The following is a 21,424-nucleotide window of genomic DNA, read 5'->3' as shown; positions in this document are numbered from 1 at the left end:
TCAGCAAGGCATTTTTATTATGAGCTTAATTATTTAGAGTTTTAGCATATCGTCCATGCCAAGTACTCCTTTTTTATCAACCAACCATTCTGCAGCTATCACGGCTCCTTGAGCAAAGCCCAGTCTGCTATAGGCAGTATGTTTGATTTCGATTTCGTCGATTTCTGAAATATATTTTACATTATGCGTCCCAGGTACTTTTCCTTCTCTCGATGACCAAATCGCCACTTCATCTTCTTTTGGAATTTCATTGTTTACCCACTTACTTTTTTGAATGTTGTTATTCATAATTCCTTCAGCCAGTGTTATGGCTGTTCCACTTGGCGAATCTAGCTTTTCTGTGTGATGAATTTCACTCGTAAATATTTCGTATTGCTTGTGTTTCGACATCATTTTTGCCAAAACTTCGTTTAATTTAAAAAATAAATTTACGCCAATGCTGTAATTACTTGCATAAAAGAACGCCGCGTCATTCTCTACGCAAAGTTTTTCTATTTCTTCTTTGTGGTCTAACCAGCCGGTAGTGCCAGAAACTGTTTTTACTCCCTGAGCCATACAAGACTTTAGGTTTTCGTAGGCGGCATGCGGTGAACTGAATTCAATCACAACTTCAGCTTCTGACTCGCCAATTTTCTCACGGTCTGCAATATTGTTTAAATCAATAGTATTTACTATTTCATGGCCTCTTTCTAAAGCAACTTTTTCTATGGCTTTTCCCATTTTCCCATAGCCAAGTAAGGTGATCTTCATTATTTAATATTTATATTTAAATTTAGTCCCAATGCGTTTTTACCGCCCACAGAAAAAACTGTAGGTTTCATTTTTAGTGATATATCATCTGAAATATCAAAAGTTTTCAAATGTGCCGACACGTTAGATTCTACAGCAAACAATAACCAACCCAAAGAAAATCCAATCACAGTGCCTTGTTTCCATCGTCGATATTGTTTTGCTGCTGTATTTACAATCGAATACGAATAAGGCCCCCTTTCATTTATAAGTATTTCGGTAGTTTTTGAGTCATTCATTGTAACTAGATAACCCTTAAATTCTTTGAACTTTTGGTTATTTGTATGAATAAAATAAATACCAGCTGCTGCACTTCCATATATAAAAGGCAACTTATAATATTGCTTATTGGTTATTTGTCCCCATCCAGGCAAAAGTAGTGACCTTACAAATGCAATCTTTGGCACTTCTTCAGGCTTTGTATCAATTGTTCCAAAAGCTTGACCAAGCGTTTTTTTTGTAGAACTAAGCGTCGATTTAAGCTTTTGACCTCGTAAGGTATCAAACTTAGATTCGCTTGGTACTTTTAAGGAGTCCAACTTCACTTTTAAACTATCCTGAGCATTTGATATAGAAAGTTTAAAAAGGAAAATAAGTAAAATTACAATACTTTGGTTTTTCAACTTATTTCTTGAGTTTATCTAATATTTCTTCAAGTTCAATTTTACTTGCAAATGGTATTTTTATTTCTCCTTTGCTTTTGTCATTTGCTGTAACAGCTACTTTTTTTCCAAAATATTGGCTCAGCGACTCTTGTAGTGGAAAAATAATTTGTTTCGGTTCAGCAGCAGATGTTTTCTTCTGTTTTGGTTTTGAATCAGCTGAATAATTTCTAACAATTTCTTCTACTTTTCTAACCGAAAGTTCTTGAGCCACCACATCGCCAAATACCTTGATCATTAACTCTTGTGACGGCAAACCCAGGAGTGCTCTAGCATGCCCCATACTAATTTTCTTTTCTTTAACGCCATCTTGAACTTGACTCGGAAGGTTAAGCAACCTCAAGTAGTTATTTACCGTACTTCTATCTTTCCCCACTCTGCCACCTAGCTCTTCATGTTTAAGATTACAGTCAGTAATTAGCCTTTGATACGCCAATGCAACTTCAATTGGGTTTAGGTTTTCTCTTTGAATATTTTCAATGAGACCCATTTCCAACATCTGAGTGTCGGTAGCTTCAATTATATAGGCAGGTATACTCGTTAAACCGGCTAATTTTGAAGCTTGTAACCTTCTTTCTCCAGAAATAAGTTGATATCCTCCCGAAATCCTTCTTACCGTTATCGGCTGAATAATCCCTTGAGTTTGAATCGATTCTTTTAGTTCATTTAAACTTACAGGATCAAAACTAGTTCTTGGTTGGAAAGGGTTTGTTTCAATATTTTCAATGAAAATTTCATTGAACTCTTCTTTTGTATCTAGATTTTGGGAAACCACGATAGATTCCTCATTATTGTCTGACAATAATGCACCTAACCCTCTTCCCAGACCCATTCTTTTCTTACTCATTTTTACTTTTTAAACTAATTCGTTGGCTAATTTTAAATAATCAGTAAACCCAAAATGTGTGGAAGCCTGATTTAAACTTTCAATATTAAATTTTTCTAATCCCAAATAATAACTTCTATTGATGATAGAATCGAAAACCATGTCTTTAAAGTTCTCTCTTATTTGAATTTCAAATTTTTGTAAAAGTTCATTGTTTGTGTCATACTTTGTAAGCAGCAAACCATCTATTAGCAGGTTATTTTTAATGACTGATTCAAGTGTTTCACTTACTTTGTCTAGACCATAAAATTCACTTTCTATTGGAACAATTACACTGTCAATTTTTTCTAAATATACTAATGACGTTTCAGTATTAAAACTAGGGAAGTCTAATAAAACGTAATTATAACCTTCAAAAACACCTAAGCTTCCTTCTATATTATCTGAAGTACTAATGCTGAGGTAATCCCACGAAAACTGACCTTGGGTAATTTTTTTAACTCTTTCAGCAGGCCTAGAATTATCTAAACTCAATAAATCGTTAATTGTCAAATTTAAATATTTTCCTAAATTCTGATTGGGAGACAAATCTACACACAATACTTTTTTGCCTAATGTGGTCAAAGCTTCTGCTAAAAATGCTGTGGTAATGGTTTTACCTGAACTAACTTCCAAACTATATATTCCTATCTTTTTTGCCATAATTTATAATAAATACAAATTTGGTTTAAAACTTTCAAACTTCAAATTAATGTTCCACGAAAAAGTTTCACGGAACAAAAAAAAAGAGGTTCAAATTTTTGAACCTCTTTTCTGTTATCCTAAATATGCTTTTAAAGCTTTACTACGGGAGGTTTGTCTTAGCCTTCGTATCGCTTTTTCTTTAATTTGTCTTACTCTTTCTCTTGTCAGGTTAAACTTCTCACCTATTTCTTCAAGCGTCATTGCTTGCTCTCCGTTTAGTCCAAAGTAAAACATAATTACTTCAGCTTCTCTTTGAGTTAGCGTAGAAAGTGCTCTAAGAACTTCTCTTCTTAGTGAGTCATTCATTAACTCCTGATCGGGTCTGATTTCTGTATCGTTTTCCAATACATCCAAAAGGCTGTTTTCTTCACCTTGTACAAACGGAGCATCAACAGATACGTGTCTACCCGATATTTTCATGGTATCTACGACCTCGTTTGCTGATATCTCAAGTACTTCAGCAAGTTCTTCTGGAGATGGCTCTCTTTCAAACTTTTGCTCAAGCTCAGAAAATGTTTTGGAAATCTTGTTTAGTGAACCTACTCTGTTAAGAGGTAGTCTTACTATTCTAGACTGCTCAGCCAATGCTTGAAGTATACTTTGACGTATCCACCAAACCGCATATGAGATAAATTTAAATCCTCTTGTTTCGTCAAACCTTTGAGCGGCTTTGATCAAACCTAGATTTCCTTCATTTATAAGGTCACCTAGCGAAAGGCCTTGGTTTTGATATTGTTTAGCTACTGAGACCACAAATCTTAAATTGGCTTTCGTAAGTCTTTCTAATGATAACTGGTCTCCATCACGAATTTTTTGTGCCAAAATCACCTCTTCATCCGGAGTTAATAGGTCAACTTTACCTATTTCCTGAAGATATTTATCTAGAGATTGACTCTCTCTATTGGTGATTTGTTTACTTATTTTGAGTTGTCTCATATTGCTTTTTTTAAGATAGATTCTAAAATAATAATGACCTGACTAAAGGGATATTACAAGGTACTAATAAACAACAAAAAATTGTTAATTATTGTTCTTGTGTTGGTTTTTCTTCTCTCGGAGGTCTTGGTAATAATATTTTTCTAGACAGTCTATATTTTCCTGTTTTCTTATCTATTTCTGTTAATTTCACCTGAATAACTTCACCTTCTTGAAGTACTCCGTCCATACTAGGAAGTCTATCCCAGCTGATTTCAGAGATATGAAGTAATCCTTCTTTTCCTGGTAAAAATTCGCAGAATGCCCCAAATGCTTGAATAGATTTTACTTTGGCTTCGTATACTTCACCTACGTCAGGCATCTTCACTATTCCTTCTATTCTTTTTCTTGCTGCACTCATGCTTTCACCATTTGTAGCGAAAATCGAGATATAACCTTTATTGTCTTTCTCTTCGATGTTTACAGTTGCTCCTGACTCCCTTTGAATCTCTTGAACTACTTTACCGCCTGGTCCTATAACCGCACCTATTAGTTCTCTGTCGATAATAATGGTGTGTGCTCTTGGAGCAAATGGCTTAAGCTCATCTTTAGGTTTATCTAAAACTTCAGTCATTTTAGAAAGGATATGTAAACGTCCTTCTTTTGCTTGAATTAATGCTTTTTCAAGTATTTCGTACGATAAACCACCTATTTTGATGTCCATTTGACAAGCGACAATACCTTTTGCTGTACCTGTAACTTTAAAGTCCATGTCTCCAAGGTGATCTTCGTCTCCTAATATATCTGAAAGTACCGCGTATTTTCCAGTAGTAGTATCGGTGATTAATCCCATCGCGATTCCAGAAACTGGAGCTTTGATTTGGATACCGGCATCCATTAGTGACAAACAACCCGCACAAACAGTGGCCATAGAAGATGAACCGTTAGATTCAAGAATATCACTAACTATTCTGATAGTATATGGATTCTCTTCTTCTTTCGGCATTACTTTTTTAAGCGTACGCTGAGCCAAGTTTCCGTGACCTACCTCTCTTCTACCTACACCTCTGTTTGGTCTAACCTCGCCAGTAGAGAAACCAGGGAAGTTGTAGTGTAAATAAAACTTAGAGAAACCTTTGTACATCGGTTGATCTACAATTTGCTCGTCAAGTTTTGTTCCTAAAGTAGTAGTTGACAACGATTGTGTTTCGCCTCTTGTAAACAAAGCAGAGCCGTGAGCTGAAGGTAAATAATTTACCTCACACGTGATTGGTCTGATTTCGTTAAGTTTTCTACCATCTAGTCTTTTGCTTTCTTCAAGCACCATTTTTCTAGAAGCATCGTATTGGATATCTCCAAAATATACTTTGAAAAGAGCATTCTCTCTTTCTTCTTCTGGAAGACTTTCCTTATATTCTATTAAGATAGCTGAGAAGCCTTCGCTTCTTACGCTCTTGTTGTCATTTCCTTCTAAACATACTGCATAAACCTTTTCAAAAAGTGCATCGTACATCTTTTTCTTAAGATCTTCGTCATGAATTTCGTGACAGTATGTTCTTTTTTCTGTTTTACCTACTTTGGCTTCTAGCTCTTTCTGAGCTGCCACTTGTAGTTTTATAGCATCGTGGGCTACTTTAATAGCCTCAATCATTTCTAATTCAGAAACCTCGTTTGATTCACCTTCTACCATGATGATGCTTTCTGCAGAACCTGCAATAATTAGATCAAGGTCAGCGGTGTCTAATTGATCAACTGGAGGGTTTATTACATATTTACCACCAATTTTACATACTCGAACTTCGGAGATTGGTCCATTAAAAGGAATATCAGAAACCATGATTGCAGCTGAAGCGGCAAGAGCAGCTAAAGCATCTGGTTGGATATTTTCGTCTGCTGATTGTAAAGTTACCATTACTTGAACCTCTGCATGGTAATCTTCAGGAAATATTGGTCTTAAAGCTCTGTCTATTAGACGTGAGATTAAGATCTCATTGTCTGAAAGTCTTCCTTCTCTTCTTTGAAAACTTCCTGGGATTTTTCCGGCTGATGCGAATTTTTCTTGGTAATCAACTGATAAAGGTAAAAAGTCAGTACCTTCTCTGTGTTCTTTTGCTGCACAAACAGTAGCTAACATTACTAAATTGCCACATCTCAAGACAATTGAACCATCTGCTTGGCGAGCTAATTTGCCTGTTTCTAGAGATATCTCTAGACCATCCGGCATTTGGATGGTTTGTGAATGAATATTAAACATTTAAATGTATTTGTGTTGTATTTCCGCTTTCTATACAACTTGTAAATCCTTTAATTCCGCGGGGATGTTTATTATAATTTGCTAATTTAAAACACACAAAAACGGGAATCTAACATAGTTAGATTCCCATTTAATTTATTTACGAATTCCAAGCTCGGCAATAATTGCTCTGTAACGATTGATGTCAACTTTTACTAAGTAATCCAACAATCTACGACGCTTTCCTACTAATTTAAGTAGTCCAGAACGTGTAGAGTAATCGTGTTTGTGGGCTTTTAGATGCTCAGTTAAATGAGCGATTCTATAAGTAAATAATGCGATTTGTGATTCCGCAGAACCTGTATCGCTTGCTTTTCTAAGAAGACCTTTTTCTGAAAAAATTTCTTCTTTCTTTTCCGGAGTTAAATACATGTATTGTAACCTAGATTAATTGTTAAAAAATAAAACAGATGCAAAGATAACTTATATTTTAAAATAAATTATTTAAATATTCAAAAAAATATTATTACACGGTGTGTGTGTTTGCTTTTTTCTTTCTAAAAATGCTTTTTAGATTAGAGAGTGTATTTTGGAATTTCACAAAAGTATCGTTTTCAAATAAACGTGAGTCATTAGAAGCCTTACTCATAAGGTAAATGCCTATAAGTAACAAAACCGTATTAGGTATCCAAACCCCTACTAGCACAGGAATTATGCCTTCTTTGGCATATTTGTCTCCAAGCTGCATGAGTACATATAGTAAAATAAAGAAACTGATGGAAACCAAAACTGGCATTCCGAATCCCCCTTTTTTAATGATGGAGCCCAATGACGAACCGATTAGAAACATGACCATGCATGAGAAAGCCATAGTTATTTTGTGCCAACGCTCTATGTCTGCTCTCCAAACCTCTTTATTCCTATTTAAAATGATAGTTCTGTCGGTTTCTAGAGTCGATATAAAATTTTTCAACTGCGAAATAGAAGTTTCTAAAATTTCCATTTCTCTATAGCTTGTTTCCGAGGCCTTCAATTTTTCTTGAATCCAATTACCTGCTTTTATGGGTACTGCTTTTTTAGTTGAATCTACTTTACCATAGTTTGTTCGGAACAAATATGCGTTTTGGCTTTTCAGTTGCCTCGTCTGATCTTTGGTTTTTGCACGAATATCTCTTCTTACAGTATCAATTTGAGCAGATAGTTCGCTCGTGTTTTTCATGTATTCATGGTATTTAAACTGGTCTTCGTTTGTTCTTTTAATTCCGAAGGTTTCCATCGAAAACACTATTTTATTTTTTTTGAAGCTATTTCTTACAAATTGCGATTCATCATATTTGTTAAAATTATTCTGGTTTTCTACGTAGTTTTTGCCATTAAAAAGCTCAAACACCAAATAATAGCCATTATTCATGAAATACATTCGACCTGAATCTGCGATTGTTACGTTTCTGTTTCCATTGTTAGAGGTGTGGTCATAGATAATAACATTTTTCATAGAATTGCCATCTGGCATCTTCTCTTGAACCTTTAAACGATACCCGGGTAGTTCTTTGTAGAATATGCCCGGCTGAATATTTAATGTCAATTTCGCATTTTTTACATCCCAAAGAAGGGAGTATCCTTTCAGGTTAGCCCAAGGATTAACGTAGTTGTTATAAAAAAAAGAAAAAATACTGACAACTATTGAAAAATACAGAGTGGGTAAAATTAGTCTACTTAGTGGAATTCCTGCTGATTTCATAGCAGTGAGTTCGGAGTGTTCGCCCATATTGCCAAAACACATTAAAGTGGCGAGCAGCGTAGCTAAAGGAAGTGCGGTAGGTACGGTAATTAAAGAAAAATATAAGAAAAGCTTACCGAATACATCAAGGCCAAGGTCTTTTCCTATAAAATCTTCGAAATACATCATCAAAAACCTAAGCAAAAAAATAAAAACCACAATAGCTGTGGTTAATACGAAAGGCCCTATAAATGCTTTTACGAAAAGTTTATCGATTTTCTTCATTAAAATAATTTTCAATTACAAAAGTCGATATCAAAAACTATGAATCAAAATTCTTTAAGATTAATTAAGAAATTAGCCACCTACTATTTCTTTCAAATCTGCTATTAGTCCTTTCCAAAGATATTCTAAATCTTCTTCGTCGTCATTGTCTGAGCAGTCCGTTATTTTTAAATAAGTAGAATTGTCAATTTCCGAAGTGATTAATTTGAATTCTAAAAAATTACCTTCGTCTTCTCCAGTAAAGTCGAATCTTGTAGATTTATTTAGCCTAGAAGACGTTAGTTCAGCCGAGTGTTTTTCTTCATCCCAATAAAAGTTATAAAGGTGATTACTATCTACAACCACTTTGTCTGAAAACCACTGCTGTAAACCACCAGGAGTGCTTATATAGTTAAATAAAACTTTAGGCGAAGTTTTAAAAGGGAATTCTTGGGTATATTTATGTTTTGGCATATGCTTGAACTTTTTCTTACGATTTAAAGGATTCGCTCAATTAAAACAAGTAAAAAAAAATATTTATTTATTTTTTTAATAAGTTTCGAAAAGTTTTTGGAAGTTATGAAAAGGTTTCATAGTTTTGCACCCTCATTAGTCGGCGGGGTAGCTCAGATGGTTAGAGCGTCGGATTCATAACCCGGAGGTCAGGGGTTCGATTCCCCTTCCCGCTACTCAATTAAGTGTCTTATTTTAAGGCACTTTTTTTTGTGCCAAAATTTTCCCGAAATAATCAATTATCTAGCGAATTATTTTACTAGATTTTTTATTTAAAACTCGGATAATCAGTATTATGTATGTTTAATTTACTTGATTAAATCCTTTCTAAAAATAGCTCAAAAGTAAATATAGAACGTGTTTTAAATTTCGAGTTTTTTCAGAAATGTAGAGGGCAAATCTAATAGAAGTGTGGAAAAGGAAAACAGAGCATGCACTTTTAATTCCTAATGAAAGGGCTTAGTTAGATGCAATTATTAGATATGAGGAAGAATAATATTAAACGTGCTCCCTTCCCCTACTTCACTTTTGACCACTATTCTACCTTTATGCATGTCTATTATCCGCTTACAGATCGAAAGGCCTATGCCGTGGCCTTTAAAACTTGAGGCATTTTTGGTTCTGTAAAAGGGCTCAAAAACTTTATCTAATTCGTCATTCGGGATTCCGATACCTTTGTCAGAAACCATTACTATACAATTTCTGCGATTAAATCGAATGTTTACCGTTGCTAATTTATCTTCAGAATATTTACAAGCATTATCAAAAAGATTGTTAAAAACCGTCTTTAAGAGAGGTTTATTGCCCAAAACCGTCACCCAATTGTCATCTTCTGGAATTTCCTCAAAATCAATCGCAATCTGATAATTGGTATGTTGATGCATTAGTTCATCTTGAACTTCAAATAATACTTCATCTATTCTGATTGGACTCAACTGTACTGATTCATCGCCTTTTTCTGACTTTGCAAGCTGAAGTAACCCATTGGTCAACTGAATCAACCTTTGGTTGTCAATATACAGAGTTTTTAAAATGTTCTGATATTCTGTGCTATTTCTTTCTTTTTCTAATGCCACCTGAATCTCAGATTTGATGGCAGCGAGTGGGGTTCTAAGTTCGTGGGAGGCATTACTTACAAAACTTTTTTGAAGCTCAAACGATCTTTCAATTCTGGAAAGCATTTCGTTGAAGTTTCTCGCTAGTTGGGCTATCTCGTCTTTGTTATTGCTGGTACTTAGCTTTTTAGTAAGGTTATATGCCGTAATTTTTGATACTTCCTGATTAATTCTCGAAATTGGCTTTAGCGATTGCCCCGAAAATATAAATCCGAAAACAATGGTTAATAATATAGCTGAAAGTAATCCAATTGTCATGGCATCTCGAATATTTTCGAGCTTTTGCTTTCCATAAACATCCTCTGATTGAGCCAAAATCAAATAATTTTGACTTTCTTCGTTTTTATACATTAAACCAACTACTTCTTTGTCTTTGTAAGTAGACTCATAGAATTTCTCTTTCCTTACTTTTTCAAGAAGTTGCGGGTTATAATAAATCGTATCTGCTTCATAATTAGAATAGGCTACTTCGTTGTTATCATTAAAAACCAATACATCAGCTGCATAGAGGGTAGAGAGGGTGTTTCTATCGAAAATTTTGAGTAGTTTATTATCTATATTTTTTTCCTTGATTAAAAGTTGGGCGGTAGTTTTAGCTCTATCTACCAGGTAGTTATTGAATTCTTTTCTGGTGTAAGACTCCAATAAATAATACAGTGACACTGAAAATATCACCAAGATAGTAGCCACTATCAAAGTAAATTGAAGGGCTATTTTAGTCCGAATTTTCATAATTAACTGTTAGAATCTTCTTTTAAAACATACCCCATACCGGTTTTGGTGTGAATCAATTTGGGGATATAATCTTTGTCTATTTTTTTACGGAGGAAATTAATATACACTTCCACCACATTTAAGCTCTGTTGAGCATTTGATTCCCAAAGGCTATCTGAGATTTCTGCTTTAGAAATAATTTTACCTTTATTTTTCAATAAAAACTCCAACAAAAGGAATTCTTTTGGTGTGAGTTCTATGTTTTGACCGTTTCGCGTTACTATTTTTGAATCAGGATCTAATTCTAGATTGGCCACCTTTAAAGTATTTCGGTTTTCAGGAGCAATATTTCCGTTTCGTTTTATAAAAACATTGATACGAGCTAACAGCTCTCGAAAATCAAATGGTTTTACTAAATAATCATCCGCTCCTTTTTCAAATCCTTCAATTTTGTCTTCAGTTTCTCCCAATGCCGTAAGCATTATTATGGGCGTTGAGCTTTTCTTTTTTCTTACTTCTTCACAAACTTCGTAGCCGTTTAAACCGGGAAGGTTTAAGTCTAATAAGATCAAATCGTAATCATTGCCTAAGGCGAGTTTTAAGCCTATTTTGCCGTCGTAAGCCACTTCTGTGGTATAACCTTTTTCTTGCAAGCCTTTACTGATGTTTTGGGCTATACGAAGGTCATCTTCTATTATTAATATATTTTTATTGCTCTGCATTAATCGTGTTGTTTTTTAGAATCGCTTGAAACAGCCAACTCAATATAAAGACAAGAACTACGCCTATTAAGTTTAACCATAAAAACGCAACCCATTCGTTGTACCAAATTATGATTATCAAGATTTCACTTAAAATAGACCCAATCAAAATCGATTTCGCTTTGATTTTGGGAACATAAAAGGCGACTAAGAAAATCCCTAATATGACACCATAAAACCAAGAACCTAGAATATTGACAAGTTCTATCATGCTGCTGCCTAGTTTTTGGGCAAATGATGCTACTAAAATACAAAATAAACCCCAAAAAATAGTGAGATACTTTGATAGTTTTAGTTCTTTCTGCTTATCTGCAGGTTTAAACTTGGTTTTGCTTATTACGTCTATTAATGTAGTGGCTGCTAGCGAATTATAGGCAGAAGCCACTGAGCCCATAGAAGCAGAAAAAATGATGGCCACCAATAATCCTATAAAACCATGCGGAAGGTGATCGAGAATAAATCTTAAGAAAATATAATTAACGTCGTTGGTGTCACCACTTGGGTTATTTTTTTTAATAAGAGAAGAAACTTCTACTTTTAAGTCTTTCTGCTCTTCTAATATCTCTTTAATCTTTCCTTGGCTTCTTGTTATTTCGGCTTCATCTTTGGCGTCTATTGCAGTTATAAGAGCTCTAGTTTCTTTTGATTTTTCGAAATTTACTTCTTCGTTTTTCTTTTCAATAATTTCAAATTCCGAAGCATATTTACTGTTCTGAATCTTTTCGGTTTCTACTTTATTAAAGAATACCGGTGTAGGGTTAAATGAATAAAAAACAAAAACCAGTACCCCAATAAGTAGGATTCCAAACTGCATTGGAATTTTGATTACCCCATTTAGCAAGAGGCCAATTCTACTCTCTTTTATTGACTTTCCAGTAAGATACCTTCCTACTTGCGACTGATCCGTACCAAAATACGAAAGTTGTAAGAAAAAACCTCCGATTAGACCTGACCATAAATTATACCTTTCTTTTGGGTTAAATTCTAAATCAATAATGTTTAGTCGGTTTGATTTACCCGCAATTTTAAGAGCGTCTAAGGTACTAATATCTCCTGGTAGGAGTTTTACAACCATATACCCTGCAAAAAACATGGCAAACGTAACGAATACCATTTGTTGCAAATGCGTGTAGGAAATGGCCTTTGTACCACCAATGACCGTATAGGTTAGCACTATGCCTCCCATGATAATGTTTGTAACCGTAATGTTCCAACCAAAAATAGTAGAAAGGATTATAGAAGGTGCATATATTGAGATTCCAGTTGCTAAGCCTCTTGATACTAAAAACAAGATGGCGGTAAATATTCTAACTTTGGAATCAAAACGTGACTCAAGATACTCGTATGCAGTGTATACTTTTAATCTATGGAATATCGGAATAAAGGTAATACTTAGCACTATCATGGCAAGCGGAAGTCCGAAGTAAAACTGAACGAAACGCATACCATCGGTAAAGCCTTGGCCGGGTGCCGATAAGAAAGTAATGGCACTCGCCTGGGTGGCCATAAGCGAAAAACCTACGTGGTACCACGGTAACGATTTGTTTCCAAGTAAATAGCCATCGATATTGGTATCTTTTCGGTTTTTAAATATTCCGAAACAAATGATTGAAAGTAGGGTAATTGATAATAAAATCCAGTCTATTTGTGTCATGAGAAATATTTTGTTAAAAAATAAAACAAACAAATAAGACTAATTAAGAAAAGCACAATCATAAAGTATACACGCTTCCAAGTTTTTAAAAAAGGCGGTTTTTCGTCGATATTAGGGTTGTTTTCATCCATTAATTTAATGTTTCTAATAGTTTTTTGGCTTTGGGTAATAAGTCCGAAGTTGGGTAACTTCTAACAAAATCGTTTAAGGATATTAAGTATTGGTCTTTAAGGCTGAGTTTGCTAAGTGTTAATATACGTAAAAATGCCATTTTGTCTTCTATTTGGCTTCCCAAAAAGTTATTAAGGCCGTTGTCTAAAGCTTTAAGGGTTTCGTTGTATCGTCCGCTTTCATAAACTTTAAATGCGTTGCTGTATAAGGCATTCGCTTCTATTTCACCGCTCGCTGTTATTTTTGTTGACCCTTTCTTTATTTGTCTTGAAAACGATGAATACGGGTATTTTTCGAGCAATTTAGCAGAGTATGAGCTTACATTTGGTTCTAGTATGGTTAAAAAATATAATGCTTCAGGTTCAAATACAGAGTTAGGGAATTTTTCTATAAGAGTTTTAAATGTAGCAGCCGATTTTTCATTTTCATTAAACTGCAGCTTATATATTTTTGCAAGTTGAAAATACGACTCTTCTTGCTTTCTTTTTGAAGCCGCTATTTGGATAGGAGTTTTAGGGATTTTCTGAATTATTTCTTGTTTTTCCCTTTCCATTTCCTTTATCTCAGGCGAATCTTCTTCTTTTACCTCAGTTTTGGGTTTCTCTTCAGGGTTTGCATTTGTGATAGTCTCTCTCTCTATTTTTAGGCTAAAACTGCCTAATTCTTTCTCTGCCCTTCTCCAGTTGTCTTCTAAGGGTCTACTCCCCCAAGTTCTTACAAAGTCATTTTTTTGCTTTACAATTTCTAGTGGATCATATAACGTCCATCGTTTGCCTCCAGATGCATTGTAGCTCGAGCTGTTGGCATTTGCCTGTATAGCGTTTGCATTCTGAACTTGCTTCTCTTTTTGGTGTTTCTCTACGACATACTTTTCTATTTTATAATCCAGTTCTAGTGGGTTCAATGAGGCTAAATACTGGAGGCTGTCTTCGAGTTCAAGAGATTTTTTGTAACGAATAAAGTCATTTAAAGAAAGTGCTCGCTGGCTTATGCTCTTATAGTCCTCAAACTCTTTTGGAATAGTGATGAGCGTACTGTCGTAATAAACTGCGGCAGTTTCGAAGTCATTTAATTGATCAAAATAGATGTCTGCAATAGCCTTATAGGCAAATGCCTTTTGTACTTTGTCGTCATTTGCATTATATACAGATGCTGCATAATATTCAAACGCTTTGGAATAATTTCTCTTTTGAGCTTCTAATTCACCCATTTTAAAATAAATCTTATCTTTCAGATCTTGGTTTTTCCTATCCGAAAGCATGGTTTCGAACTCTACCACGGTATTTTTAGCCAAAGACTGATTCATAAGCAACCCTAAATTGGCATTAAATTCAATATCATATCCAGGTTTATTTTTTTTACTAGAAATGTAATTTTTTCTAGCCATAACTGGTTGATTTAGTTTGTCATAATATTGACCCACTATATAATGTAGTCTCGCTTTTTCGTTGCCTTTTTTTAGATATTTAATTCCTTCTTCTAAAAATACCACAGCTAAGGCATCTTCTTTAAGTTTTTGATGATAATATGCTTTATTAATCAAAAAGCGAGCTTTGTTTTCTTTATTTAATTTTTGGCCTTTCAATATTCCAGCTACTTGATTGGCCGTAATGTAGTCTTCGTTTTCGGTGTATGCTCTTAAAAGTCCGATTAATGCGGAGTTTTTAGCGGTATTAGTCTTAGCAGTTGTATTTACGTATTTGTAGGTTTCTATCGCATTATAAAATTCTTGTTTGAGCAAGCGAGCATCTGCTAAAACCAAATAGGCTTCATCTAAATATCTAGAATTTGAGTGCCTCTCTGCTACAATCGAGGATTTTTTGATGGCGTCTACTAAGAAAAGGTTTGCGGAGTCTAACTTTGTTGAATCTATTTTGTAGTAAATCGGTAAAATAGTGCCGAAGTTATCTTTGTTAATGTTTCGAATTATTTCTTTTGACAATTTGTATTCATCTTTGGCTATCAGCAAAGCATTATATTTTGCATTCATATTATGCCAAGCTTTACTCGTTGGGCTATTTGAGTATTGCGAGCAAGATGTGCATATTAAGATGAAAGTACTAATAATAGAAAGAAATTTCACTTGTAATTGATGGTTTTAGGTACACCCTTAAAACGGATGATTTACCTTTAATTATCTAATTTAGTGCCAGTTTTTTTATTAGGGATTAGGCAAAAATCAAAATTAGAACAAAAATATGGTAAAAACGAAGTGTTAGTTTAGTTTTTCTATGCCCCAAAGCAGTTGTTCTTTGGCGGTTTTATAACCAATGTCAAACAGTTGTTGAGATTTAGAAAGGCTGAGGCCATCAAAATGGCTAATACCTTTGGGTTGAATCATTATGTCAAATTTGTCTACCTTGGCAAGAGCCTGCTGTCCAACTGATAATAATAAGCACTTAACCAAAATGTCTTTTGCAGAAGAGATGGGCATGTTTTTTTCGGGTGGCATCACATTTACACCGATCAAAAAGTCGGATTCTTCTTCAATGGGTTCTAGTGGAAGATTGTTTGTAACACCGCCGTCAATATAAGTTTTTCCATCAATTATAATAGGTGCAAATACTCCAGGAATGCTACAAGATGCTAAAACCACTTTATTTAGCTCGCCTGAATTGAAATATTTGGGCTCGCCTCTTTTTATATCTGTAGCACAAACCGTTAGTTTAACTTTTAATTGTTCAAATGAATTGTGGGGGATATATTCGGTCAGTAGCTTTTCGATCTTTGTCATAGAAAAAAGCCCAAATCTGTTGAGTGCAAATCTTAGGTTTCCTTTTATTCCTTTTTGTAATATCAAATCATAAATATATTCGGGGCTATATCCGGCAGCGTACAATGCACCTATCAGAGCCCCAGCACTTGAGCCCGAAATTAGATTTGGAGCTATGTGGAGTTCGTTCATGGCTTTTAATACTCCTAAATGCACAAACCCTCGTGCTCCCCCTCCTGATAATACTAATCCAATTTTCATGTTTTGTTTATTTTAGACTTCCCATTATCCAAGATTAATAAATTCGCTAAGCTTTCCCATTTTCACAGGTTTAAATCCCCTATCGGTTTTTTCTAAAATTGCGGCTTCATTCTCTATGTCATGGTCAAACATTAAAATGATGTTTTCTTTCACAATTTTATTTTCCAAATCGGCTTTTTCTTCCATGGTGACCAAAGGCCTAACATCGTACGACATACAATATGGTACATGAATGTGAGCAAAAGATGGAATTGTATCGGCTGCGAAAATAATTTTTTGCTCTTCTTTAGTTATTACGGGCATTATCATTTTTTCTGTATGGCCGTTTGCAAACAGAAAATCAAAATTTGAGCCAAAGTAATTGTTGGCTTTATCGATAAAATTTAAATTCCCGCTTTCGAATATTGGATTGAGGTTTTCACTTAAAAAAGTCGCCTTTTCTCTTGCGTTTGGGTTCATGGCCCAGTTCCAATGCTCTGTGTGCGTCCAGTAATGGGCATTTGGGAACGTTAGCTGATAGTTATCTTTTGTGGAATTCCAAGAAACAGCACCACCGCAATGGTCAAAATGTAAGTGACTCAAAATCACATCCGTAACCTGACTTTCGTGATATCCCTGCTGCCTTATTGATGAAATTAAGCTTGCATCGCCATTTCTATAATAGTATGATTGCCATTTTTCGGGTTGTTTATCTCCCATTCCTGTGTCTATCAATATCAGTTTATTATTATCTTCTATTAACAAACACCTCATTTTCCAGTTACAAAGGTTGTTCTCGTCTGCGGGTACTAGTTTTTGCCAAATGGTTTTAGGAACTACCCCAAACATGGCCCCACCATCTAATTTAAAATTCCCTGCATCTATTATAGATATTTTCATTCGTTGATTGTTGAGATTTAAAGCAAATTACAAAAAAAAAGCTTGACACGATCGCCAAGCTTTTCTATATTTTTATCAAGCAAAATATCAATTTAACTTTTCAAAACCAATTTAACCACATTTTCAACGTGGAAAGTATGCGGGAACATGTCTACTGGCTTAACTAAAGTTACTTGGTATTTTTCGCTTAAAATCTCTAAATCTCTAGCTTGAGTGGCTGGGTTACAACTTACATAAACGATGGTTCGAGGAGCGGCATTTAGTAAAACCTGACAAACAGATTTATCCATTCCAGCACGTGGTGGATCCACTATAACTACATCTGGCTTGCCGTTTTGAGCTACAAACTCATCATTCAAAATCTTACCCATATCACCTGCAAAGAAACTCGTATTTTCTATACCGTTTATTTCAGAGTTGATTTTAGCATCAATTATCGCTTCTTCTATGTATTCTATTCCAACTACTTTTTTAGCTTGCTTGGCTACAAAGTTGGCGATAGTGCCGGTGCCTGTATATAGGTCATACACAAGGTCTTCGGCTTGAATGTCCGCGTATTCTCGCGTGATTTTATATAATTCGTATGCTTGCTCTGGATTGGTTTGATAAAATGACTTAACCCCAATTCTAAACTTCAAGCCTTCCATTTCTTCTACTATATAAGGCAAACCCGAGTAGCAAACAGGTTCTAAATCAAAATATGAATCGTTTTTCTTTTGATTGATTATATAGCTTAATGAGGCTATGTTTGGAAACTTTACCAAGAAAGCGTCAAAAACCTTAGATATTTCTTCTAAATTATTTTCCGCAAATTGTACCACTACCATTGTGTCATTTTTAGTGGTAGTTCTAATCATTAAAGTTCTTAAGAATCCTTTGTGCTCAATGTGGTCATAATAGCTTAAGCCATTATTAACCGCGTATTCTTTGAAAAAATCTCTGATTTCGTTAGATGGCTCTGGTTGCAAATAACAGTGCGTAATTGGTAAAACCTTATCAAACCTTTTTGGAATATGGAAGCCTAGTGCATTGCGAGAATCGTCTTCACTCCTATTTTGGATTTCTTCTTCGGTAAACCATCTCGAATTAGAAAATGTAAACTCCAGTTTGTTTCTATAGTATTGGGTCTTAGCAGAGCCTAAAATAGGGCTTAAATTGTCTAGGTTAACCTTTCCTATTCGAGTCAATTGATCAAAAACTTGCTTTTGTTTTTGTTCAAGCTGTTTTTCGTATGGAATATGTTGCCACTTGCATCCACCACACACGCCGAAGTGGCTACAGAATGGAGTAATTCTGTCTTCGGAATATTTGTTGATTTTTAAAACTCTGCCTTCAGAAAACCTTTTTTTAGCTTTTGAGATAATAAGTTTAACCTCATCTCCCGGACAAACATTGCTTCCTTCTACAAAAACAACTTCGCCTTCATCTTTTACGATACATTTACCTTCGGCAGCAAAGTCTAGTATCTCAATGTTTTCTAATATTCGTTTTCTATTTTTTTTCATTACAAATAATCTCTTTTCCGAAAAGAGAGAAAAAACGTATAATTTTTATTTATTTTAAATTCATGGAGCAAAAAAGAGGTTTATTTCCCTAATTTTGCAGCCCAATTATGAATTTTTTTAAAAACAGGCTCCAATTGAAAAGTATCTTATTTCTTTCGAAAAATGACAAAAAAAAAGCGATGAAATTTTCACCGCTTTGTGATCCCGCTGGGATTCGAACCCAGGACCCATACATTAAAAGTGTATTGCTCTACCAGCTGAGCTACGGAATCTCGAAAGATTCGATTTGTTGTTTTGAAAGTGATCCCGCTGGGATTCGAACCCAGGACCCATACATTAAAAGTGTATTGCTCTACCAGCTGAGCTACGGAATCATTTATCGTCTCCTTCAAATGAGGATGCAAAATTATGTGATTTATTTTAGATTGCAAAATCTTGTTGCAAAATTTATTTTGCTGTTTTTTCTATTTTTCTCTCAATGTCCTGATTCTAAGGCTCAAAATGATATTGCCTCCGAAGCAGATTCTTTATTTAGTGCAAGAAAATATACAGAAGCTGCAATTGTGTATGAAAACATAATTAGCGACAACGCCGTAAGTAGGGAGAATATATTTCTGAAGTTGGCTTTTATATATGAAAATGCTGGCGATTACCCAAGGGCTATTTATGAACTTAACAATTATTATAATTTAAATCCGAGCGACGAGGTTTTTGAAAAAATGCACAAGATGGCTTTAGAAAATAAATTTGGTGGCTACGAAAGAAGCGATTTGAATTTCCTTCTTATGCTGTATCAGCAGTTTTATTTATACATTTTGTATTTCTTTATTGCTATCGGAGTATTGATTTTTATGATTATGTTTAATCAAAACAGAAAGAATTTGGAGGTAAGTAAAAAACATAAAATTTTGGCTGGACTTTATCTTTTGTTTTTATTGTTAATAATCAATGTACCAAGTAATTACCAAGCAGCTATTGTAAACAAAAAATCGTATATCAGGGCAGAACCTACCTCTGCTTCACCCATTATTGGATTCATTTCTGAGGGAAATAAGATTAATATTTTTGGAGAAGATGAGAAATGGTTAAAGGTATTTTGGAAGAAAAAACTGGTCTATATACACAAAAATGACACCTGGGTTTTGGTGAATTAATTTCAAAAACACCAAGAATCTTAGACTCATTTATCAATTTTTTATTCAAAAAAATATGAGCAAATTCTAAAAATAATAATATTGTTTTTATAGTTTTGCGATCGCAAATGGCGGGATGGTGGAATTGGTAGACACGCTACTTTGAGGGGGTAGTGGGCATTAGCCTGTGAGAGTTCGAATCTCTTTCCCGTCACATAAAAAAGCCCTTAGAATTAATTTCTGAGGGCTTTTTGCTTATTTAAATCTTGCCTTTTTGTATTTCTTCTTTCTGATGGGTCTTAACTCTGTAAAACATTTTAGCGGGCTGTCCGGCAGCTTATGATAAATAGGTATCGAAATTCCTGAATATATAGATAATCCTCTTGGCTTTACCAACTTAAACAAACCGGTTAAGTTATCTGAACCTATAAAAAAGCTATAATACCTCAAGGCAAAACCTAGATTTAAATTTTGGAAATTATTGTCTAAAGATAGCGGAGCTGATAATTCTAAATTCTTTTTTTCCATTCTAGGTATCACTGAAATCCCCGAATAGCTAATTGGCCCTCTCCTATTGCTAGGTAGATAATTTTGTCGATAAACCATATTAACATAGTATTTCTCCGTTAGTTGATAGTCGAAAGTTAAGATGCTCGTAACCGGGAGATAAACCCTAAACGCTCTTCCATAGCTTGCTGGATTTACATTAAATACATCTCCGGTTGTTTTAATGAGCTCTTCTATTCCTTTAATTCGATTATAGTCTCCTGGCAGAATCTGGGTGCCAGTAGAGTTTATTTCTGAAGTTTGTACATTAATTGGGTCTTTGAAATTAACAAAGCCGATATCTTTGATTGAAAATCCAATTTTATATTTGTATTTATTTACGGTTGCGTCTACAAACCCTTTTCCATTGTTGTTTCTGGAATACTTTCTAATATCGGGTCTATATTCATAAATAACACCAATTTCCGCCCCAACACCTTTTCCAATTCCATTAAATGCTGTAAGTTGGCTAGTGAAATTAGAAATAGATAAACTTGGAAAAGGTGAAGCAATAGTAAGGTCTCCTGTAGCTCTTGGGAAATCGATAGTTTGTTTTTTTGTATCTACAGGGTCTGCAGTTTTTATAAAGTCAAAATCCGATGATTTAATGTTACCCATCATATTACTTACCAAGTACTTTAGGGTTCCTCCTACTTTTATGAACCTTTCTTCGTCTTGAATAATTACTTTTCCAATTGTGCCAAAATATTCCGTTAAATAAAGGCTATTGAAATTCACCGATCGGTTTGTGTATAGGTTTCCATTAAGGTCTGGGGATTGTGTGCCTTCAACTAAAGCTTTTCCCACTTCTAGAGAGGTACTCGTAAGCGAGTTCATGAACCTATATCTGGTGCCTGCTGCAAGACCTAATCCTATTTTTTTTAAATCTATGCTAATTGCAGGACCTCTACCTTCTCCATTTGCAAATAAATCGGCTCTGTTTTTTTGATTTAGAACTTTAAAATATTCATCACCAGTTTTCCAAAGGACTTTTCCATTACTAAGTTTATATTTGTCGCTAACTGTTCCACTCATCATCGAAAACAATGAAAAAGGAGCATTCCATCTCACATAATTATTCTGAAGGTCCACACCTGCTGCTCCTAAGTTAATATTGATAAACTGCCGAGTGTCCACTACATTTGCCGGATTTTGGATGGTAGAATGTATTCCAGCGTAATTACTCCCAGCTATTCCCAAGAAATTTTGAGAAAAAAGATTGGTAGAATAAAGAATAAATAGAATTAATTTGTATTTTGATGCCTTCAAGCTAAATAGATTATATTTATACAAAATTATTATTAAT

18 protein-coding genes and 4 tRNA genes are annotated in these 21,424 nt (G+C 34.6%); 3 read left to right on the top strand and 19 right to left on the bottom strand.

Annotated elements, in window-relative coordinates; all coding sequences use genetic code 11:
- Window positions 1-33: 33 nt before the first annotated feature.
- From dapB to ACFOOI_RS04420, 9 genes are all read right to left on the bottom strand, one after another.
- Window positions 34-750, bottom strand: coding sequence for a 4-hydroxy-tetrahydrodipicolinate reductase (gene dapB / locus ACFOOI_RS04460; RefSeq protein ID WP_379835520.1), 717 nt, complete (start codon window positions 748-750; stop codon window positions 34-36).
- Complete coding sequence (locus ACFOOI_RS04455) at window positions 750-1,412, bottom strand: DUF5683 domain-containing protein (RefSeq protein WP_379835518.1); 663 nt, start codon at window positions 1,410-1,412, stop codon at window positions 750-752. Before ACFOOI_RS04455 ends, dapB begins: the two co-directional genes overlap by 1 nt.
- A gap of 1 nt (window position 1,413) precedes the next feature.
- A complete protein-coding gene (locus tag ACFOOI_RS04450) occupies window positions 1,414-2,298 on the bottom strand; it encodes a ParB/RepB/Spo0J family partition protein (protein WP_379835516.1) in 885 nt (294 codons plus the stop codon).
- A gap of 9 nt (window positions 2,299-2,307) precedes the next feature.
- Window positions 2,308-2,979 carry a ParA family protein gene (locus tag ACFOOI_RS04445; protein ID WP_379835514.1) on the bottom strand — a complete coding sequence of 224 codons (672 nt, stop codon included), beginning with the start codon at window positions 2,977-2,979 and terminating at the stop codon, window positions 2,308-2,310.
- Window positions 2,980-3,093: 114 nt separating this feature from the next.
- Window positions 3,094-3,957 (bottom strand): sigma-70 family RNA polymerase sigma factor, encoded by an 864-nt coding sequence (locus ACFOOI_RS04440; RefSeq protein ID WP_255037687.1) that lies wholly within the window; start codon window positions 3,955-3,957, stop codon window positions 3,094-3,096.
- 88 nt (window positions 3,958-4,045) lie between these two features.
- Entirely contained in the window at window positions 4,046-6,190 is a 2,145-nt protein-coding gene (pnp, locus tag ACFOOI_RS04435) for a polyribonucleotide nucleotidyltransferase (protein ID WP_379835512.1), read from the bottom strand.
- 135 nt (window positions 6,191-6,325) lie between these two features.
- Entirely contained in the window at window positions 6,326-6,601 is a 276-nt protein-coding gene (gene rpsO, locus ACFOOI_RS04430; RefSeq protein ID WP_379835510.1) for a 30S ribosomal protein S15, read from the bottom strand.
- A 94-nt stretch (window positions 6,602-6,695) separates the two neighbouring features.
- The gene (locus ACFOOI_RS04425) at window positions 6,696-8,174 is read right to left on the bottom strand and encodes an LptF/LptG family permease (RefSeq protein WP_379835508.1); all 1,479 of its coding nucleotides are present in this window, start codon (window positions 8,172-8,174) and stop codon (window positions 6,696-6,698) included.
- Window positions 8,175-8,246: 72 nt separating this feature from the next.
- A complete protein-coding gene (locus tag ACFOOI_RS04420; protein ID WP_379835506.1) occupies window positions 8,247-8,627 on the bottom strand; it encodes an START-like domain-containing protein in 381 nt (126 codons plus the stop codon).
- Window positions 8,628-8,768: 141 nt separating this feature from the next.
- On the opposite strand from ACFOOI_RS04420, the gene ACFOOI_RS04415 reads away from it, so the two are divergent.
- Window positions 8,769-8,842 (top strand) — tRNA-Met (locus ACFOOI_RS04415).
- Between the two features lie 300 nt (window positions 8,843-9,142).
- Here the strand turns inward: ACFOOI_RS04415 and ACFOOI_RS04410 are convergent.
- From ACFOOI_RS04410 to ACFOOI_RS04370, 9 genes are all read right to left on the bottom strand, one after another.
- A complete protein-coding gene (locus ACFOOI_RS04410) occupies window positions 9,143-10,513 on the bottom strand; it encodes a sensor histidine kinase (protein WP_379835504.1) in 1,371 nt (456 codons plus the stop codon).
- Between the two features lie 2 nt (window positions 10,514-10,515).
- Entirely contained in the window at window positions 10,516-11,217 is a 702-nt protein-coding gene (locus ACFOOI_RS04405) for a response regulator transcription factor (protein ID WP_379835502.1), read from the bottom strand.
- Window positions 11,204-12,910 carry a sodium:solute symporter gene (locus tag ACFOOI_RS04400; protein ID WP_379835500.1) on the bottom strand — a complete coding sequence of 569 codons (1,707 nt, stop codon included), beginning with the start codon at window positions 12,908-12,910 and terminating at the stop codon, window positions 11,204-11,206. Before ACFOOI_RS04400 ends, ACFOOI_RS04405 begins: the two co-directional genes overlap by 14 nt.
- A 130-nt stretch (window positions 12,911-13,040) precedes the next feature.
- A complete protein-coding gene (gene porW / locus ACFOOI_RS04395) occupies window positions 13,041-15,164 on the bottom strand; it encodes a type IX secretion system periplasmic lipoprotein PorW/SprE (RefSeq protein ID WP_449274514.1) in 2,124 nt (707 codons plus the stop codon).
- Between the two features lie 132 nt (window positions 15,165-15,296).
- The gene (locus tag ACFOOI_RS04390) at window positions 15,297-16,055 is read right to left on the bottom strand and encodes a patatin-like phospholipase family protein (protein WP_379835496.1); all 759 of its coding nucleotides are present in this window, start codon (window positions 16,053-16,055) and stop codon (window positions 15,297-15,299) included.
- Window positions 16,056-16,079: 24 nt separating this feature from the next.
- On the bottom strand, window positions 16,080-16,934 hold the full coding sequence (locus tag ACFOOI_RS04385; protein WP_379835494.1) for an MBL fold metallo-hydrolase: 855 nt from the start codon (window positions 16,932-16,934) through the stop codon (window positions 16,080-16,082).
- A 92-nt stretch (window positions 16,935-17,026) separates the two neighbouring features.
- Complete coding sequence (gene rlmD / locus ACFOOI_RS04380; RefSeq protein WP_379835492.1) at window positions 17,027-18,439, bottom strand: 23S rRNA (uracil(1939)-C(5))-methyltransferase RlmD; 1,413 nt, start codon at window positions 18,437-18,439, stop codon at window positions 17,027-17,029.
- Window positions 18,440-18,638: 199 nt separating this feature from the next.
- Window positions 18,639-18,711, bottom strand: a tRNA-Lys gene (locus ACFOOI_RS04375).
- A gap of 29 nt (window positions 18,712-18,740) precedes the next feature.
- Window positions 18,741-18,813, bottom strand: a tRNA-Lys gene (locus ACFOOI_RS04370).
- A 78-nt stretch (window positions 18,814-18,891) separates the two neighbouring features.
- Here ACFOOI_RS04370 and ACFOOI_RS04365 point away from each other — a divergent pair.
- Complete coding sequence (locus ACFOOI_RS04365; RefSeq protein ID WP_379835490.1) at window positions 18,892-19,593, top strand: SH3 domain-containing protein; 702 nt, start codon at window positions 18,892-18,894, stop codon at window positions 19,591-19,593.
- A gap of 109 nt (window positions 19,594-19,702) precedes the next feature.
- Window positions 19,703-19,786 (top strand) — tRNA-Leu (locus ACFOOI_RS04360).
- 41 nt (window positions 19,787-19,827) lie between these two features.
- Here ACFOOI_RS04360 and ACFOOI_RS04355 read toward each other — a convergent pair.
- The gene (locus tag ACFOOI_RS04355; protein WP_379835488.1) at window positions 19,828-21,387 is read right to left on the bottom strand and encodes a hypothetical protein; all 1,560 of its coding nucleotides are present in this window, start codon (window positions 21,385-21,387) and stop codon (window positions 19,828-19,830) included.
- Window positions 21,388-21,424: the final 37 nt, after the last annotated feature.

This window comes from Lacihabitans lacunae, from assembly GCF_042649125.1.
Classification (GTDB): Bacteria; Bacteroidota; Bacteroidia; order Cytophagales; family Spirosomataceae; genus Leadbetterella; species Leadbetterella lacunae.
The sequence above is the reverse complement of the archived record's forward strand: the minus strand, read 5'-3'. Positions and strand labels throughout refer to the sequence as shown.

Bases quoted from the DNA above. Each gene is read 5' to 3' on its own strand.
- dapB (WP_379835520.1), bottom strand. From the start codon at position 750: ATGAAGATCACCTTACTTGGCTATGGGAAAATGGGAAAAGCCATAGAA.
- ACFOOI_RS04450 (WP_379835516.1), bottom strand. From the start codon at position 2,298: ATGAGTAAGAAAAGAATGGGTCTGGGAAGAGGGTTAGGTGCATTATTG.
- ACFOOI_RS04445 (WP_379835514.1), bottom strand. From the start codon at position 2,979: ATGGCAAAAAAGATAGGAATATATAGTTTGGAAGTTAGTTCAGGTAAA.
- ACFOOI_RS04440 (WP_255037687.1), bottom strand. From the start codon at position 3,957: ATGAGACAACTCAAAATAAGTAAACAAATCACCAATAGAGAGAGTCAA.
- pnp (WP_379835512.1), bottom strand. From the start codon at position 6,190: ATGTTTAATATTCATTCACAAACCATCCAAATGCCGGATGGTCTAGAG.
- rpsO (WP_379835510.1), bottom strand. From the start codon at position 6,601: ATGTATTTAACTCCGGAAAAGAAAGAAGAAATTTTTTCAGAAAAAGGT.
- ACFOOI_RS04425 (WP_379835508.1), bottom strand. From the start codon at position 8,174: ATGAAGAAAATCGATAAACTTTTCGTAAAAGCATTTATAGGGCCTTTC.
- ACFOOI_RS04420 (WP_379835506.1), bottom strand. From the start codon at position 8,627: ATGCCAAAACATAAATATACCCAAGAATTCCCTTTTAAAACTTCGCCT.
- ACFOOI_RS04410 (WP_379835504.1), bottom strand. From the start codon at position 10,513: ATGAAAATTCGGACTAAAATAGCCCTTCAATTTACTTTGATAGTGGCT.
- ACFOOI_RS04405 (WP_379835502.1), bottom strand. From the start codon at position 11,217: ATGCAGAGCAATAAAAATATATTAATAATAGAAGATGACCTTCGTATA.
- ACFOOI_RS04400 (WP_379835500.1), bottom strand. From the start codon at position 12,910: ATGACACAAATAGACTGGATTTTATTATCAATTACCCTACTTTCAATC.
- ACFOOI_RS04390 (WP_379835496.1), bottom strand. From the start codon at position 16,055: ATGAAAATTGGATTAGTATTATCAGGAGGGGGAGCACGAGGGTTTGTG.
- ACFOOI_RS04385 (WP_379835494.1), bottom strand. From the start codon at position 16,934: ATGAAAATATCTATAATAGATGCAGGGAATTTTAAATTAGATGGTGGG.
- rlmD (WP_379835492.1), bottom strand. From the start codon at position 18,439: ATGAAAAAAAATAGAAAACGAATATTAGAAAACATTGAGATACTAGAC.